Source organism: Effusibacillus lacus (genome assembly GCF_002335525.1).
GTDB lineage: Bacteria > Bacillota > Bacilli > Tumebacillales > Effusibacillaceae > Effusibacillus > Effusibacillus lacus.
Genome location: NZ_BDUF01000068.1, coordinates 15,319 through 30,460, shown reverse-complemented (window position 1 = coordinate 30,460; position 15,142 = coordinate 15,319). Strand labels below are relative to the sequence as shown.

The 15,142-nt window shown below is 49.5% G+C and carries 15 protein-coding genes and 1 pseudogene; 2 read left to right on the top strand and 14 right to left on the bottom strand.

The genetic code is table 11. The annotated features are described in order from the left end of the window. The coding region (locus EFBL_RS13350; RefSeq protein ID WP_231705804.1) for a DEAD/DEAH box helicase at positions 1-1,339 on the top strand (1,339 nt) is incomplete at its 5' end. Then, positions 1,332-2,177 (top strand): YqhG family protein, encoded by an 846-nt coding sequence (locus EFBL_RS13345; RefSeq protein ID WP_096182612.1) that lies wholly within the window; start codon positions 1,332-1,334, stop codon positions 2,175-2,177. The genes EFBL_RS13350 and EFBL_RS13345, both read left to right, overlap by 8 nt. Here the strand turns inward: EFBL_RS13345 and EFBL_RS13340 are convergent. From EFBL_RS13340 to EFBL_RS13275, 14 genes and pseudogenes are all read right to left on the bottom strand, one after another. Further along, positions 2,132-2,965: a hypothetical protein gene (locus tag EFBL_RS13340; protein ID WP_096182611.1), complete on the bottom strand. Its 834-nt coding sequence runs from the start codon at positions 2,963-2,965 to the stop codon at positions 2,132-2,134. The two genes, EFBL_RS13345 and EFBL_RS13340, sit on opposite strands and share 46 nt — an antisense overlap. Positions 2,966-3,131: 166 nt before the next feature. Further along, positions 3,132-4,052, bottom strand: a complete 921-nt coding sequence (thrB, locus tag EFBL_RS13335) for a homoserine kinase (RefSeq protein ID WP_096182610.1) — start codon at positions 4,050-4,052, stop codon at positions 3,132-3,134. An 11-nt stretch (positions 4,053-4,063) separates the two neighbouring features. Continuing rightward, on the bottom strand, positions 4,064-5,113 hold the full coding sequence (gene thrC / locus EFBL_RS13330; protein ID WP_096182609.1) for a threonine synthase: 1,050 nt from the start codon (positions 5,111-5,113) through the stop codon (positions 4,064-4,066). Positions 5,114-5,155: 42 nt separating this feature from the next. Then, the gene (locus EFBL_RS13325) at positions 5,156-5,599 is read right to left on the bottom strand and encodes an ACT domain-containing protein (protein WP_096182608.1); all 444 of its coding nucleotides are present in this window, start codon (positions 5,597-5,599) and stop codon (positions 5,156-5,158) included. Positions 5,600-5,814: 215 nt separating this feature from the next. Beyond that, positions 5,815-6,240: pseudogene (locus EFBL_RS13320) on the bottom strand (aldehyde dehydrogenase family protein); the annotation flags it as partial. A 16-nt stretch (positions 6,241-6,256) separates the two neighbouring features. Then, positions 6,257-6,553, bottom strand: a complete 297-nt coding sequence (locus EFBL_RS21685; RefSeq protein WP_269432703.1) for a sigma 54-interacting transcriptional regulator — start codon at positions 6,551-6,553, stop codon at positions 6,257-6,259. A 403-nt stretch (positions 6,554-6,956) separates the two neighbouring features. After that, positions 6,957-8,243 carry an ArgE/DapE family deacylase gene (locus tag EFBL_RS13310; RefSeq protein WP_096182605.1) on the bottom strand — a complete coding sequence of 429 codons (1,287 nt, stop codon included), beginning with the start codon at positions 8,241-8,243 and terminating at the stop codon, positions 6,957-6,959. A gap of 34 nt (positions 8,244-8,277) precedes the next feature. After that, positions 8,278-9,516, bottom strand: coding sequence for a Zn-dependent hydrolase (locus EFBL_RS13305; protein ID WP_096182604.1), 1,239 nt, complete (start codon positions 9,514-9,516; stop codon positions 8,278-8,280). A gap of 41 nt (positions 9,517-9,557) precedes the next feature. Further along, a complete protein-coding gene (locus tag EFBL_RS13300) occupies positions 9,558-10,400 on the bottom strand; it encodes a carbon-nitrogen hydrolase family protein (RefSeq protein ID WP_096182603.1) in 843 nt (280 codons plus the stop codon). Positions 10,401-10,424: 24 nt separating this feature from the next. Then, entirely contained in the window at positions 10,425-11,126 is a 702-nt protein-coding gene (locus EFBL_RS13295) for an ABC transporter ATP-binding protein (protein ID WP_096182602.1), read from the bottom strand. After that, positions 11,113-11,895 carry an ABC transporter ATP-binding protein gene (locus EFBL_RS13290; RefSeq protein WP_096182601.1) on the bottom strand — a complete coding sequence of 261 codons (783 nt, stop codon included), beginning with the start codon at positions 11,893-11,895 and terminating at the stop codon, positions 11,113-11,115. The genes EFBL_RS13295 and EFBL_RS13290 overlap by 14 nt, the downstream gene beginning before the upstream one ends. Then, positions 11,870-12,868, bottom strand: coding sequence for a branched-chain amino acid ABC transporter permease (locus EFBL_RS13285; RefSeq protein ID WP_096182600.1), 999 nt, complete (start codon positions 12,866-12,868; stop codon positions 11,870-11,872). Before EFBL_RS13285 ends, EFBL_RS13290 begins: the two co-directional genes overlap by 26 nt. Continuing rightward, positions 12,869-13,744 (bottom strand): branched-chain amino acid ABC transporter permease, encoded by an 876-nt coding sequence (locus tag EFBL_RS13280; protein ID WP_096182599.1) that lies wholly within the window; start codon positions 13,742-13,744, stop codon positions 12,869-12,871. A gap of 87 nt (positions 13,745-13,831) precedes the next feature. Then, a complete protein-coding gene (locus tag EFBL_RS13275) occupies positions 13,832-15,004 on the bottom strand; it encodes an ABC transporter substrate-binding protein (protein WP_165912641.1) in 1,173 nt (390 codons plus the stop codon). Between the last annotated feature and the right edge of the window lie 138 nt (positions 15,005-15,142).

The following is a 15,142-nucleotide window of genomic DNA, read 5'->3' as shown; positions in this document are numbered from 1 at the left end:
ATCCCTGGTTCTGCAATGGACCCGGGAGTTGAACGAGAAATTCTCCATTAAAGCATTTGCCCAAAAAAAAGAATGGTGCTGGACAACCTACGATGTTGTGGTCGCTTCCCTTGATACCACCAAGCGGGATCCCCATCGATCCATTGTGCTGGAACAGGACTGGGACCTGGTGATTGTGGACGAGGCGCACAAACTGAAGAACCGGAAAACAAAAAACTGGGAACTGATCAACCGGCTGCGGAAGAAGTACCTGCTGCTGCTCACTGCCACACCGATCCAGAACGACATGAAGGAACTGTACAATCTGATCACCCTGTTAAAACCGGGACAACTGGGCAGTTCCCAACAGTTTGCCTCCACCTTCATGGAGGAAAAGAGAAAGCCCAAAAACCCGGCAGAATTGAAAGACGCTCTGTCCCAGGTCATGATCCGGAACAAGCGAAGCGAGGGCGGTGTGTATTTTACCCAGCGGAAAGTGGCTTCGATTCCGCTTGAACTGTCTCCCCGGGAACGGGAATTGTACGATGGCGTTTCGTCCTTTGTAAAAGAAGAATATCTGAAACGCCGGGCGGAAAGGGGCAACGTACTCCCGCTCATCACTCTTCAGCGGGAGATATGTTCCACTCCCTATGCAGCATTGCCGACCCTTGAAAGAATGTATAAAGATCCCAAAACACCCGATTCTCTCAGGGTAAGGATCGACCAACTGCGCCAGATGTGCGAGTCCATCCCGCTTGATCAGTATACGAAAGGCAAGAAAGTGATCGAATTGGTGGAGTCCTGCGAAGACAAGGCGATCATCTTCACCGAATACCGGGCCTCCCAGGAATATCTGATGTACATGCTGCAGCAGGCTGGCATCCGGGCAATCCCGTTTCGGGGCGGTTTTAAACGCAGCAAGAAAGATTGGATGCAGGAACTGTTCGAAAAAAGGGCTCAGGTGCTGGTAGCCACCGAAGCGGGTGGTGAAGGGATCAACCTGCAGTTTTGCAACCAGGTGATCAACTTTGACTTGCCATGGAACCCGATGCGCATTGAACAGCGCATCGGCCGTGTTCACCGGTTGGGTCAGACCCGGGATGTATATGTGTACAACATTGCGACCCGCGGCACCATTGAAGAATACATAGTCGATTTGCTACAGGAGAAAATTCGCATGTTTGAAATGGTGATTGGCGAATTGGACATGATCATCGGCAAACTCAAGATGCACAAAACATTCGAAAACGATCTGATGGATATGCTGGTGAATTCGAAGTCCGCCTCCGACTTGTCCTCCCGCTTTGACGATCTGGGGAAAAAGGTGTTAGGAGCGCTGAAAGGGGAACAGGATGGATAAGACACAAATTCGGAACTACTGCAAACGGTATTTTGCCGCCACCGGAACTCCGATTCTAAGGGAGGAACCTGATTATCTGCAGGTGGAACTGCCGATTGAAATCGACAAGGAATTGACGGACCGTCCCTACTATTGGATGTGGATTGAAGCAACGGGAGAAACTCCGAAACCGACCGTTTTGAATCTGATATTTGACAGCAATGTCCAGGTGGATGGGGTTGACAGAACCGAACTGGTCACATTGGGCAGCTTTCGATTGGAAAAAATTTTTGCATCGGCCACCCGCCGGGGTCAATTCGTGTGCCAGTTTCAAACCGGTTCCACCGTTGGCATTCGGGTCCCTTTTTTGCTGACCAGTCTAAAAATCTCATACATTGCAGACCGGCGCAAAGATGAAATCCGTTCCTACGGAATCAATCTTCGGAGCAACCAGGTTGTCCGCGACCTTTATGAACAGGTTTGCACACTGCCCATGACGAGCCAACTCCCCGTCCCTTACACGGAGCAGCTGGCGAACAAAGAAATTCTTGCGGCGTCCTTGCAAACAGGCTGGCAGCGGATTCAGGATGTTGTCATGCAAGAAATTCAGGAAGGCGATCACGCCTGGGCGGCAGAAGCAATGGAACGGCTCGCCCAGGAAATCGAGCAACTGGAGGCTTACTACCAATCCCTTGCTTTAAATGAAGAGGAAACACCCTCCATGCTGGCTGCGGAACGGGAATTGCGGTTTGCCGAACTGAAGTGGCGATGCAAACCGCGAATTCAGATCCAACCCCTCCATTTTGGTTTGCTTTATTTGGATCCCACCCAGTTTACCGGCACATCCGCCCGAACATAAACAGGCTGTTTCCTGATGCCGAATGCATCCTTGATCTCGAGATACTCCGGCGTGCCGTTGATCGACCACACCCCTGTTATCGCCCAGACAGAATAGTAATCATGGGGCAGCACATTGTTCACCAGATAACCGGCCGCTTCCCCACTTTCCGGCAGCAAACCGGTCTGAAAAGGTACCGATTCGCCCCATCCGTGCTGAATCATCACCGCCACCCCGCGGTCAGGGTGCACCTCTGTCGAGAAAGTGCGTGATTCGACAGATTCTCCGATTTCGCCTGTTTCGTCGGATGCTTTTGCCTTGCGGTCGGGAAATAGCACCGGAATGGGCCTTCCATTGATCGACTCGCCGTTGGCCAAATTGATCCACAAATCAGTTGTGTCCCCAGCCGGTTGAAACAAATGCATGCCAGGCCCTGCATACAAGTACGTTCCCCCCGGCTCCGTATTCCTCATCCCTCCGGGACACTCAGGACTGAATTCCAGTAATTCCTTCCCGTCACGGCTGGTTACGAAATATCCCAGATCCCGAGTTTCCCTATGAACATGCCATACGACTACACCTGGAGCATCATCCTTCTTTTCCGCCAATAGTTGACTCATAGCAGCTTCTTTCCATTCTCGAAAAAGGGGATCCCACTGGGCCAGCCGGTCCTTCCATCTTAGCGCCCGCTCCTCGGATTGCAGCACCTGTTCCTCGTTTGTCACTGCTTGCCCCTCGTTTGCAACAACCGGAGAATGATTCCCGTGCAGAAGCATCAGGGCCATTGCCAGGATCTTAAAAGATTTCATGCTTGCACCTCCCGTCAAGCGTCCGTTACACTCGATTGTACAAGCTGTTTTCTGCGTTTCTTGCCGGAATCTGTCGGCGGTTTGGTTAAATTTTCCTACCCGATTCGACTTCCTTCGAGCCAAAAAAAACCCGGCAAGAACAACATTCTCGCCGGGTATCTTCTTCTTACGAAATGGATGCCAGCACCGCCACTCCTTCTTCGGCTGGCTGCAAATGCAGGATGGTTGATTCTATGCCTTCTGTTGCAAATCCGGATTGCAAAGCGTTGCCAATTGCAGCAGCTCCGTCTCTGCAAAAGGCAATCAAAGCGGGTCCCGAACCGGACAGCACCGCACCCATTGCACCAGCTTCCCTGGCAGCCGCAATTGCTTCTTTCATACCAGGAACAAGGGGCGTACGGTAAGGCTCATGCAGACGATCCTCCATAAGATCGCAAAACATCTCCAGATTGCCATCCATCAAAGCGGCAACCATCAGTCCAACCCGATTGACATTGCTCACTGCATCTCCGTGGGGAACTGCTGGCGGAAGCGCTTTGCGGCTTGTCTTGGTTGCCAGTTGAAAATCAGGTACGGCCACCACACATTTCATTCCAGGCGGGGGAGAAAAACGCTTCGCATATGCCTTTTCTTTGACTATGCCGGATACAACGATGCCTCCCAGGATGGCGGGAGCAACATTGTCCGGATGGCCTTCCAACTGTACCGCCAGATTCAGCAGTTCATCGACAGACAAAGGATGTCCAAGGAGTTCATTGGCTGCCCATAATCCCCCGACAATCGCGGTTGCCGAACTGCCCATTCCCCTTGTAACCGGAACTGCGTTATGAATTCGGATGTAAAGGCCTCTTTTTTCCAGGAGTGCCGTTTGATCCGCCCTTTCAAAGACTATCTGCATGGCGCGATAGACGGCGTTTGTCTTATTGACAGGGACCAGATCGGCGCCGTCCCCTGTCACATCGATTTGCAAATTGCCCGAGGACCAATCGACCTCCAGGGTGTTGTAAAGAGACAATGCCATGCCAAAAGTGTCAAATCCGGGACCCAGATTGGCAGTTGTCGCCGGAACGCGTATACAAACCCCCATCCAGATCCCTCCTACTTAAAGATCGCTTTGACTACCGCCTCTTCCGTTGCCGGTACGACCCTGGCCTCCACATTGATTCCGTGGTTCATTGCGGTATCGGGATCTTTGAGCCCATTGCCGGTCAGTACGCAAACAACACGGTCGTTCTCGCTGAAATAACCGGAATTTGCCAATTTGATCACACCTGCCACCGATGCGGCCGATGCCGGTTCGCAGAACACGCCCTCAGCGGCGATCAAACGGTATGCGGCAAGGATCTCTTCGTCTTCCACCATATCGATCTTGCCTTTTGAATCTTTGGCAGCATCTGCCGCTTGCTGCCAACTGGCAGGGTTCCCGATTCGAATGGCCGTAGCAATAGTTTCCGGATGTTCGATGGGATGCCCTTTTACGATGGCAGCAGAGCCGGAAGCTTCAAATCCCAGCATCTTCGGGAGTTTGCCGGAACGGCGATGTCTTCGGTATTCGTTGAACCCTTTCCAGTAAGCGGTAATGTTCCCGGCGTTTCCAACGGGAATGGCCAAGTGGGTGGGTGCTTCTCCAAGATCGTCGCACACTTCGAACGCCGCTGTCTTCTGCCCTTCGATCCGATAAGGATTCACAGAGTTGACCAATTTGACAGGATGGGTTTCGGACACCTGACGGACAATCGACAGCGCCTCATCAAAGTTCCCTTCAATTTCAATGATTTCCGCGCCGTACATAATTGTTTGCGCCAGTTTGCCAAGGGCCACCTTGCCATGAGGAATCACGACCACTGCTTTCATTCCGGCCCGGGCGGCATAAGCAGCGGCTGCCGCCGATGTATTGCCTGTGGAAGCGCAAATGAGCACTTCGGCCCCTTCTTCTTTTGCTTTCGACACTGCCATAGTCATTCCCCGGTCCTTAAAGGAGCCGGTGGGATTCAATCCTTCAAACTTCAGCCAGATTTCCACGCCCAACTGGCCGGAAAGCTTCTCCGCCTTATAAAGAGGTGTATTTCCCTCGTACAATGTAACAACCGGCGTGTTATCCGTTACGGGCATAAATTCCCTGTACTCTTCTACGATTCCTCTCCACATTTGTTTGTCTCTCCTTTATTTGGGTATCAATCTTTATAAGTATCAACTGTACCCGACAATCTCGACCTTGCGAACACCCTGAAGGTCCTGGAGTTTGCCGGTCAATTCATCAACAGCCACATTCAGATGACGGACATCCACTGTTGCGGTTACATGCGCCGCCTGGCTCATGGGAATTCCTTGCGTGATGGTGATAATATTGCCGCCCGTTTGCGCTATGGTATTGAGAACGGTCGACAAGATCCCCGACCGGTGCTCCAGAATGAGCGACAATGTGATCAGACGTTCCCGCTTCTCGTCGTCAAACAGAAAGACCAGATCCCTGTACTTGTAGAATGCGGAGCGGGACAGCCCCACCACGCTGACCGCGTCGTTTACAGTCTCAAACTCGCCTCTTGCCAGCATGTCCTTTACTTCGACTGTTTTAATCATTGCTTCCGGCATAATCTCCTCGGCTACAAGGTAAAATCTTCTGCGCAATTTCAATAGCCTCTCCCCTTGTCCCCCATCCTGCCGGAGCGGTCCGACAAGATTTGTTCACCACAGGAGGATTGCAGTCTTTATATAGTAGACAGTATAACATTGGGTTCCTCATCGGCTCAATCTTTTTTTGAAGGTTCTAGTGGTATCGGGCAGAATAAGGGCTCTTTCCATAAAAATAAGACCCTTTGCCATTGACAAAGGGTCCAGCAACTTGACATAAACACCACAAGCTTCAACTCAGTCATTTCTTCACTCGCATATTTCAAGCCTTCACGGCCAAATCCGCTTTCCTTGACTTCTCCATATGGCATTTGATTTACCCGGAATGTCGATATGTCGTTGATCATAACCTCTCCGACATGAAGCCTTTCCGCCGCATCAAAGGCGGTATGAACATTCTCGGTATAGATACCGGCCTGCAATCCGTAGCGTGAATCATTCACCTGTTCGATCGCTTCATCGACAGTTTTGACCTTATTGATCAGAACGATCGGGGCAAATACTTCCTGAAAAGAAACTTTAACAGCAGGATCCACATCCAACAGTACAGTCGGCAGCAGAATGTTCCTCTGTGCAGCACCACCCGTTGCAACTTTTGCTCCATTCTGTTTTGCTTCCGCAATCCAATCGAGCTTGTGGGCTACCAAGTTCATCGGGAAGTTAATCGGCTTGATTGCACCGACTACACCAGTCAGTTCCCATACTGTATAGGCAACACGCCATTCTCCCAAAATTTTGCAGAATCGAACCGTAATTGATTTTCACAAAAGGCTGATCGGCCCTTGGACTGAAATGATGAATCGCATGAGCGATCAGCTCTTTGCCTACTCCCGATTCCCCATAGATAGTAACGGTAGATTCCACACGAGCCACCCGTTCGACTTCCGCCGTCAGCTCTTTCTTGCCATTGGACTGATTAATAATCGCTTTTTCCCCTACCTGCTGATGCCGACACAAGGTGTTGATTTCCTTGCGGTATTTTTCCGTTACTGTCTGGCCTGCTAGAGTTCACGCTCAAGCTTCGTGACCTCCGTGATTGTCGCGGGAAGCAATGACAATCCGCTCCAATTGTTTATTTGATTGAAAATCACAAGGAGACCGGTATAGCCTTGAGTGTTGCTGTTTACCGGTCTTCCTTTTATCTCTGTGCGTCTGATTTATGCCGCAATTTCGTTTTCTGGCGCCCTCGTGAGGTTCGTTTCGGTTTGCACGTACTTGTCTTGCTTGGCTTCCTCAATTTTTTCTTGAAGTTTTACTCGATTGAGCGGTTCGACCCATTTACAAATGACGAAAATGAGGTATCCAAAAAACCGGACTCACACTCGTGTGCAAGTCCGGTTTATAGTACTCACGCTCGTTTTCAGTTCCTTATCCCGCACCAATCCAAAATAAACGCTGCATAGGTTTTGGTTACCGCTTTGACACTCGGCAGATTCACCCATTCGTCCGCACCGTGCATACTTCCGCCAACGGGGCCGTAACAGGTCGCAGGAATACCGTAGTACAAATTGTAGAAACGAATGTCCGTTGTGCATGTCGATACAAAATACTGCAGCTCTTCGCCTGTAGTCGTCTTATGGGCATTCTTCAAAGCATCAAATATTTCCATGTCTTCGTCAAGTGAAACACCTTCCGCGTGGAACCCGTAGAAAGTAATTTCCGGTTCCACCTCATGCAGCCACTCATCTTCTTTTGCCGCTTCAAGCAGCCACGCTTTCACTTCATCTTTGATCTGCTGCGGATCCTGATCCGGATAGAAACCGATCCTGGCTTCAAACACACATTCTGCAGGTACATTCGACGGCCAATCACCTGCATGGATTTTACCAACGTTTACATTCAACGGATGGTTAATATCTTTAAAAGCCGGATGCTTTGGCCGGCTGTTGATATACTTCCGATACTCGCCAAGGGCATTGATCAGAATGTATGCCTTTTCGATTGCGTTGACTGCCCGATCAGCCCGTTCCACATGAGCACCCAAACCGGTGACCCGAACTCTGACCCAAATCACTCCCACTTGCGCTTTCAGAGCTGTAGGACCAAACGGTTCCGGAATCAACGCTCCATCCGCGACATACCCCCTGTCAAGTGCAGCGAGCGCCCCGTTTCCGGTACATTCTTCCTCAATCACCGTTTGCAGCAGTACATCCGCACCAAGTTCAATCCCGGCCTCTTTGATCGCTTTTACGGCAAAGATCATGGCGGAGGTTCCCGATTTCATGTCTTGCAGGCCGCGGCCATACATTCTGTCCCCTACAATTGTGGAACCCCAAGGATTGTAATTCCACAGCGATACGGGTTCAGGACTGACTACGTCAATGTGTCCCTGCAGGATTAAGCTTTTTCCGATTTTCGGACCGTTTGTTTTCCATTGTCCCACCACTACCGGTCTGCCCGCATAGGACCACTCAACGGGAGAATATCCGGGGAGCCGGGAAATCCTTTTTACGTCCGGAACAAATTTGTCAGTTTGAAGCTGCATTTCTTCGGTAAAGTAGCTGGCAATAAAATTTTGCAGAGCCGCCTCATTGCCCAATGTGCTTGGATAACTCCCGATTTTCTGAAGAAAAGCAACTTCGTCGTCCCAGAGTTCCTCAATCTTATTGAGCACCTTTTCGAGAATGTCACTCTTTTGGGTAATCATTCGTGTTTCTCCTTTCAGCGGTTCAGTTTCGGGCTCATTCCTGTGCCAGTTCGTGGACAACATACAGCAGCACATTGGCTCCCTTTTCGATGTCTTCCCACAAGGTCAGTTCTTCCGGACAATGGCTTTTGCCGCCGACACTCGGAACAAAAATCATTGCAGACGGAACGATGTGGTTCATATATTTGGCATCGTGTCCCGCTCCGCTTACCATGTTTCTAACACTGTAACCCGACATTTCGGCCCCTTTTATCACATGTTTGACAATGTGCTGCGAAAAAGCGGTAGCCGGGATCTCCCACAGTTTGCTGACTTCGATGCCGACTCCTTCAACGGCTGCAATCGTGCTGATTTTTTCAAGAACTGACTCTACGGCCCGTTCCCGGACAATATCGTTAAAATGGCGAATATCAATTGTAAAAACCACTTCGCCTGGAACGCAATTCACTGCACCCGGTGCCACTGAGAGCCGTCCGACGGTCGTTGTTGCAGTATCGTCGATGTCCTTGGCAATTTGCTGAACCGCGACGATCATCTTTGCTGCCGCCACCAAAGCGTCTTTCCGCATCGACATCGGTGTCGGTCCAGCGTGATCGGCTTGCCCCGTCAACCTTACCTCCAGCCAGGTGATTCCCTGGATTCCCTCTACCGCGGCAATCGAGATATTTTCCCGTTCCAGTACGGGTCCCTGCTCAATATGCAGTTCGACATACCCGTACATGTCTTTAATACGGTTTTCTTCAGAACCGGCATATCCGATTCTTTGCAGTTCATCCCCAAACCGTTTTCCGCTAGAATCCTTCAGATTGAGAATAAAATCCTTGTCGAAAACCCCGGCAACTCCGCCGGATCCCAACATGGGCGGTTCAAAGCGTGCCCCTTCTTCGTTTGTGAAGTTTACAATCTCAATCGGTCGCTTCGTTTCAATGTCACAGTCGTTTAACACACGAATTACTTCAAGCGCGGACAAGACGCCGAGAATCCCGTCAAAACGGCCACCTTGCGGCTGGGTATCAAGGTGGGAGCCGACTACAACAGCCGGTGCGTCCTTGTCCTTTCCTTCCCGTCGGCCGTAAATGTTCCCGAAATCATCCACCCGTACTTGCAGATTCAAATCTTGTAACCACTTGATAAAAATATCCCGCATTTGCTTGTCTTCGTCGCTCAGCGCCAGTCTGCACAACCCGCCCTGCGGAAGCGTTCCGATGCTGGAACTGACATCAAGCATTTCCTTTATTCGGGAAAGATTGACTGTAAGTAACGATTGCTTCATCTTAAGATCAACCCCTGTCTATCGATTGCCAATCCGGCTTTTTACAGCTTGATTAACGGGGAATAAAGTTCGGGCCGGCGAGAACCGGTCAGGTCATTTACGTGATCAACCGGTTTTCCTTCCATTGCCGGATAGAAAACTTTCTTCTGTCTCGGTACTTGTAAATCCAGTTCCGCATAAATGACCGTCTCATCCGTTTCGTTCGCTTGTGCCAACGTTTCGCCATTCACACCGAAAATGCTGCTTCTGCCGAGAAAACGAAAACCCCGCTCCTCTCCGACACGGTCAGAAGATACTACATAGACCCGATTTTCAATCGCACGTGCCGGCAGCAAATAATCCACCTGGGATGATGCCGTTAACGGCAAATTTGTAATGTGCACGAGAATATCCGCACCCTGCAGCGCCAGGATCCGTGCCTGTTCAGGGAAACGTATATCGTAACAAATGAGGACTCCCAGCTTTCCTATCGATGTTTCTACGAGCGAAAACTCATCGCTTCCCGGTGATACAAAATTATCCAGCCCCAAACTGGGCAAATGCGCTTTCCGGTAGGTCCCGGCTATGCCGTTTGGTCCTATTACCAGAGACGAGTTATAGGTTTTGCCTGCAAAAGATTCAAGAAATCCCACGATGGTGTAGACATTCGCCTGTCGCGCCGTTTCCGTCAGTTCCCTCGTCCATTCGTCTCCGACCGTCAGGGCATTGTTTTTTATTTCTTCTTCATTATTGAAACAGTATCCCGTCAGGGAACACTCGGGAAAAACGACAAGTTTTGCCCCTTCGGCCGCTGCCGTGTTGATAAATCCTATTGTTTTTTTCAGATTTTGCGCGATGCCACCCAAAACGGGATCCATCTGTGCAACCGCCACTTTTACTCGCATCCTGTTCCCTTCTTTCTGGGTCGATTACCCGAGATAAGCTTCCACGATCCGGCTGTCCTCCATAAGAGCCTGTGAGTCGCCCGACAGTTTGATCTCGCCCGTTTCCAAAACATAAGCCCGTTTTGACGATTCCAAAGCCAGGTGGGCATTTTGTTCAACCAGCAGAATCGTGATTCCGCTCTTTCGAACTTGATCGATTACATCAAAAACCGTATCCACCATGACCGGCGCCAGTCCCAGAGAAGGTTCATCCAGCAGGAGAAGTTTGGGTTTCGATAACAAAGCTCGGCTTAATGCCAACATTTGCTGTTCTCCCCCCGACAGTGTGCCGGCCATCTGTTCTGCCCGATCCCTTAAAATGGGGAACAACGAAAACACTTCTTCATAGTCCGCTTTCAACTGATCCTTATCCCTTCGCTGATAGGCACCGATCTTCAGGTTTTCCATTACAGTCATGTTGGTAAAAATCCGTCGTCCTTCCGGCACATGGGCAATCCCGCGCGCCACAATTACATCGGGCGACAGTCTGGTGATATCTTCGCCTTGAAACGTGATCGATCCGCTTTTCGGCCGAATTAGTCCGGAAATGGTCTTCAACAACGTGGATTTTCCGGCTCCGTTTGAACCGATTAAAGTCACAACCTCTCCTTGTTCAATATGGAGTGAAACTCCCTTAAGCGCATTCACATTTCCGTAATTCACTTGCAAGTTCTCAACTTTGAGCATTCTTATACCTCCTGCCCAAATAGGCCTGCACAACTTGCTGATTGCCGGTGACTTTTTCATAGGTGCCCTGATCCAGCAACTGGCCGAAATGAAGCACAGCAATCTCGTCGCAGATGCCTTTTACAAGTTTCATGTCGTGTTCAATCAGGAAAATGGTGTTGCCTTCATCGCGCAATTGTCGGATCAACTGCATTAATTCGGCGGTTTCCGCCGGATTGAGGCCGGCAGCCGGTTCATCGAGAAAAATCAGCTCCGCTCCGGTTGCCAAAGCACGAACGATCTCCACCTTGCGCTGCAACCCCTGCGGCAAATCGCTGGCAATCTCATCCCGCAGTCCAGAAAGATTGTATTTGCTCATCAAATCGTTCACCAATTTCTCCGCTTGCTGTTCAGATTGGCGAAATTTCATCAGCATGAACAGTGCATCAACGAAGCTGTATCTTAATTTGTGATGGGTGGCCAATAATACGTTCTGAAACACAGTGTGACCTTTGAGAAGGCGAATGTTTTGGAACGTTCTGGAAATTCCGAGTGAAACAATTTCATGTGTTTTCAGCGAAGTGATATCCTTGCCTTTGAAATAGATCTTGCCTGCAGTCGGTTTATAAATTCCGGTGAGCAGATTGAACATGGTTGTTTTTCCTGCCCCGTTCGGGCCGATTAACCCAAATATCTGACCCTGTTTGATATGGATGGATACGCGATCCACCGCGGTAATCCCGCCAAATTTGATAGTCAAATCGTCAGTCCGCAGAATGGGTTGGCTCATGGGCGCTGTACCCCCCTTTCATTTGGGATTTTTGGAAAACCGTTTTTCGCAGAAATCCGCTGACTTTCTCCAGTACACCGCTAAGTCCTTTTGGTGCAAATATGACAACCATAACAATCAGAACACCGTAAATCAGCATCTGATATTGGGCAAATGTACGTAAATATTCCGATACGATCGTAATAAACAGTCCTCCCAGTACGGATCCCAAAATACTTCCCATGCCCCCAATCAGCAGCATCAGCAATACGTTAATCGACATGGCCAATTTGAACGTCTCCGGACTCAAAAAGAGCACAAAATGGGCATAATAGGCGCCGGCAATTCCGGCAATCGCGGAACTGAAAGTAAATGCCAATATTTTATAGTAGGCGACATTTACCCCCATCGCGCTTGCCGTAATCTCATCCGTGCGGATGGATACAAGAGCCCGCCCCATCTTGGACTGCTGGATTCGGGTTGAAAAGTAAATCGCGCTAACGGTAAAAGCTAAAATCAGAAAATAGTAGTGCGTTTTGGAACTGAAATCCAATCCGAAGATCGCTTCCGGCTTTGGGATCCCGCTTAAGCCCATCGGCCCGCGGGTGACATCCACCCAGTTGTTGATCAAAAGATGGACGATTTCACCAAATCCCAATGTGGCAATTGCAAAAAAGTGGCCGCGCAAACGGAGAACCGGATACCCGATCAAAAAACCGGATACGGCAGAAATTACTGCCGCCAATACAAATGCCACCCACACCGGAATCCCGTTCATTGATAAAATGGCGGACGCATAGGCACCAATCCCAAAAAAGGCGGCATGCCCCAAGGAAACTTGACCGGCAAAACCGGATATCAGATTCAGGCTTAACACAAGTACGACATTGATCCCGCCCATGACCAGAATGTGAATGAAATAATCATCGGGAAAGACAATCGGAAACGCAACAAAAAACAGTAAGCAAAGCCCTGCCAGAAGTTTTTTGTTCATTTACACCTTCTCCTGTACGTGTTTTCCGAACAAACCCGCGGGCTTGAACAGAAGCACCAAAATCATGATCACGAAACTGATCACGTCCTTATATTCCGACGACCAGTAACCTGCCGCATAAGTTTCCACCAGCCCGAGAATTAAACCCCCGGCGATAGCACCCGTGACATTTCCGATTCCTCCAAGCAAAACAACCACGAATGCTTTCATCGTAGCCATTACACCCATAGTCGGGTACACACTGAAAATCGGCGCCAGCAGCGTACCGGCCGAAGCGGCAAGTCCGGCTCCAATCGCAAATGTCATGATGATGATCCTGTTTGCCTTGATTCCCATCAGTTTTGCCGTTTCCATATCAAAAGCACAGGCTCTCATCGCTATTCCAATTTTTGTTTTCTGGATGACATAATACAAAACGCCAATCAGCAGGGCGGCGACAAAAACCACAAACAGACGCTGCCCGTTTAACACCATCCCGCCAAGATGGATTTGCATGTTGGTAAACGGTGATTGCAGGTTTCTCGGATCCGGTCCCCAGATCAGTTGAACCGCATTTTGCAAAATAATCGATACACCGAGCGAACTGACCATCAGATTGACGCGATCCGAATTCCTTAACGGTTTGAATGCCAACCGTTCCATAACAACACCCAGTACACCAACAATCAGCATCGCCAAAGGTATGGCCAGCAAGTAGGGAAGCCCTAAACCGCTGGCCAGGCCAACAGCGATGAATGCGCCGACCATCAACAGTTCCCCATGGGCAAAGTTAATCATGTCAAGCATTCCAAAAATCAGGGTGAGTCCCAAAGCAATCAATACATAACTGCTTCCTATGACAAAGCCGTTCACGGTCTGCTGCAAGAACTCTATCATGCTAAAACTCCTTTCAAAATAAAGGTGAATCCCCCAGAGTTCCCGACTGAGGGATTTCACCTTTAAAACAGGTGTTTCGTTTCGACACTATTTGCTGTCCTTTTCTGATCCGATGGGAACCCGTTTTCCGCCCTGAATTTTCACAAACAGGAGTCCCTTTGCTGCCTGTCCGTTTTGATCAAAGGTTGTGGGGCCGCATACACCGGGAAGATCTTTGATTTTGCTCATTGCCTCGCGGATTTTTTCCCGATCCCCGCCACCGGCGGTTTTGATCGCTTCAGCAAGGATATAGACCGCTTCATAACTGTTGGCGGCATACATGTCCGGGCCTACGCCGTATTTTTTCTTATAGTTTTCAACGAATTCCTTGGACTGCGGGAAATATTGATAGGCTTCCGGCTCAAAGTAGCTGACATGAATCATTCCTTCAGCAGCGCCTTCCGAAAGTTCGAAAAACTTGTCATTGGTGAATCCGCCGAGTCCCAGCCATTGGGTTTTAATCCCCAAATCGCGCGCCTGTTTGAGGATTTGGGCTCCTTCGGTGATCAGACCGGCAATAAATACGCCTTCCGGATTGAGATTCTTGAGTTTTGTCAGCTGTGCGTAGAAGTCTTTGTCTCCCTGGTTGTAATACTCCACCGCGAGTATTTTCCCGCCCAACGATTCGGTTGTCTTTTTATACTGTTCGGCTCCCGAACGGCCGTAATCGGTATTTTCCGCGATAATTGCTACTTTTTTCAGATTCAGCTTTTTCGTGGCATATTTAGCCAATTCAGGTCCCTGAAAACTGTTGGGCATCAAATTGCGGAACATATACTTGTGACCCGGTTCCGTAATACTGTCAGCCGTTGAACCCGGTGTCAATTGAACGACTTTTTCACGTTCTGTGACAGCACGGACGGCAAGGGTAACGGATGAGTTGAAGTTGCCAAGAATGGCGGACACCTTATTTTGGGTAATCAATTTTTGCGCTGCGTTTACGCCTTCGGCCGGAACTCCTTTGTCATCCTCAAACAAAATATTGAGTTTTAACCCGTTGATTCCGCCCTTGGCGTTGATTTCTTCCTGTGCCAGTTCAATCGCCTGTTTGAAACTTTTTCCCTGATAGGCAGATCCTCCGGTAAGCGGGAAAATCGCCCCTATCGTCACACTGTCTGCCTTACCGCCGCTCCCGGTTTGTTGACTGCCGCAACCGCTGAGCAGCGAACCCATCAAGAATAACGAAGCTACTGCAACCCCCGTAAATTTTTTTCTAAACATTTCTATACCTCCCTGCTTGATCTGCATGAATTTACTAGCAAAGTCCATGCCAACACAATTTGAGTAGGAAAACCAGCAAATAATCGGTATTTTCCATAAAAACAGACTGTTTGTTCGATTCCGAATAACATTTTCGAA

Bases quoted from the DNA above. Each gene is read 5' to 3' on its own strand.
- EFBL_RS13345 (WP_096182612.1), top strand. From the start codon at position 1,332: ATGGATAAGACACAAATTCGGAACTACTGCAAACGGTATTTTGCCGCC.
- EFBL_RS13340 (WP_096182611.1), bottom strand. From the start codon at position 2,965: ATGAAATCTTTTAAGATCCTGGCAATGGCCCTGATGCTTCTGCACGGG.
- thrB (WP_096182610.1), bottom strand. From the start codon at position 4,052: ATGGGGGTTTGTATACGCGTTCCGGCGACAACTGCCAATCTGGGTCCC.
- thrC (WP_096182609.1), bottom strand. From the start codon at position 5,113: ATGTGGAGAGGAATCGTAGAAGAGTACAGGGAATTTATGCCCGTAACG.
- EFBL_RS13310 (WP_096182605.1), bottom strand. From the start codon at position 8,243: ATGATTACCCAAAAGAGTGACATTCTCGAAAAGGTGCTCAATAAGATT.
- EFBL_RS13305 (WP_096182604.1), bottom strand. From the start codon at position 9,516: ATGAAGCAATCGTTACTTACAGTCAATCTTTCCCGAATAAAGGAAATG.
- EFBL_RS13300 (WP_096182603.1), bottom strand. From the start codon at position 10,400: ATGCGAGTAAAAGTGGCGGTTGCACAGATGGATCCCGTTTTGGGTGGC.
- EFBL_RS13295 (WP_096182602.1), bottom strand. From the start codon at position 11,126: ATGCTCAAAGTTGAGAACTTGCAAGTGAATTACGGAAATGTGAATGCG.
- EFBL_RS13290 (WP_096182601.1), bottom strand. From the start codon at position 11,895: ATGAGCCAACCCATTCTGCGGACTGACGATTTGACTATCAAATTTGGC.
- EFBL_RS13285 (WP_096182600.1), bottom strand. From the start codon at position 12,868: ATGAACAAAAAACTTCTGGCAGGGCTTTGCTTACTGTTTTTTGTTGCG.
- EFBL_RS13280 (WP_096182599.1), bottom strand. From the start codon at position 13,744: ATGATAGAGTTCTTGCAGCAGACCGTGAACGGCTTTGTCATAGGAAGC.
- EFBL_RS13275 (WP_165912641.1), bottom strand. From the start codon at position 15,004: ATGTTTAGAAAAAAATTTACGGGGGTTGCAGTAGCTTCGTTATTCTTG.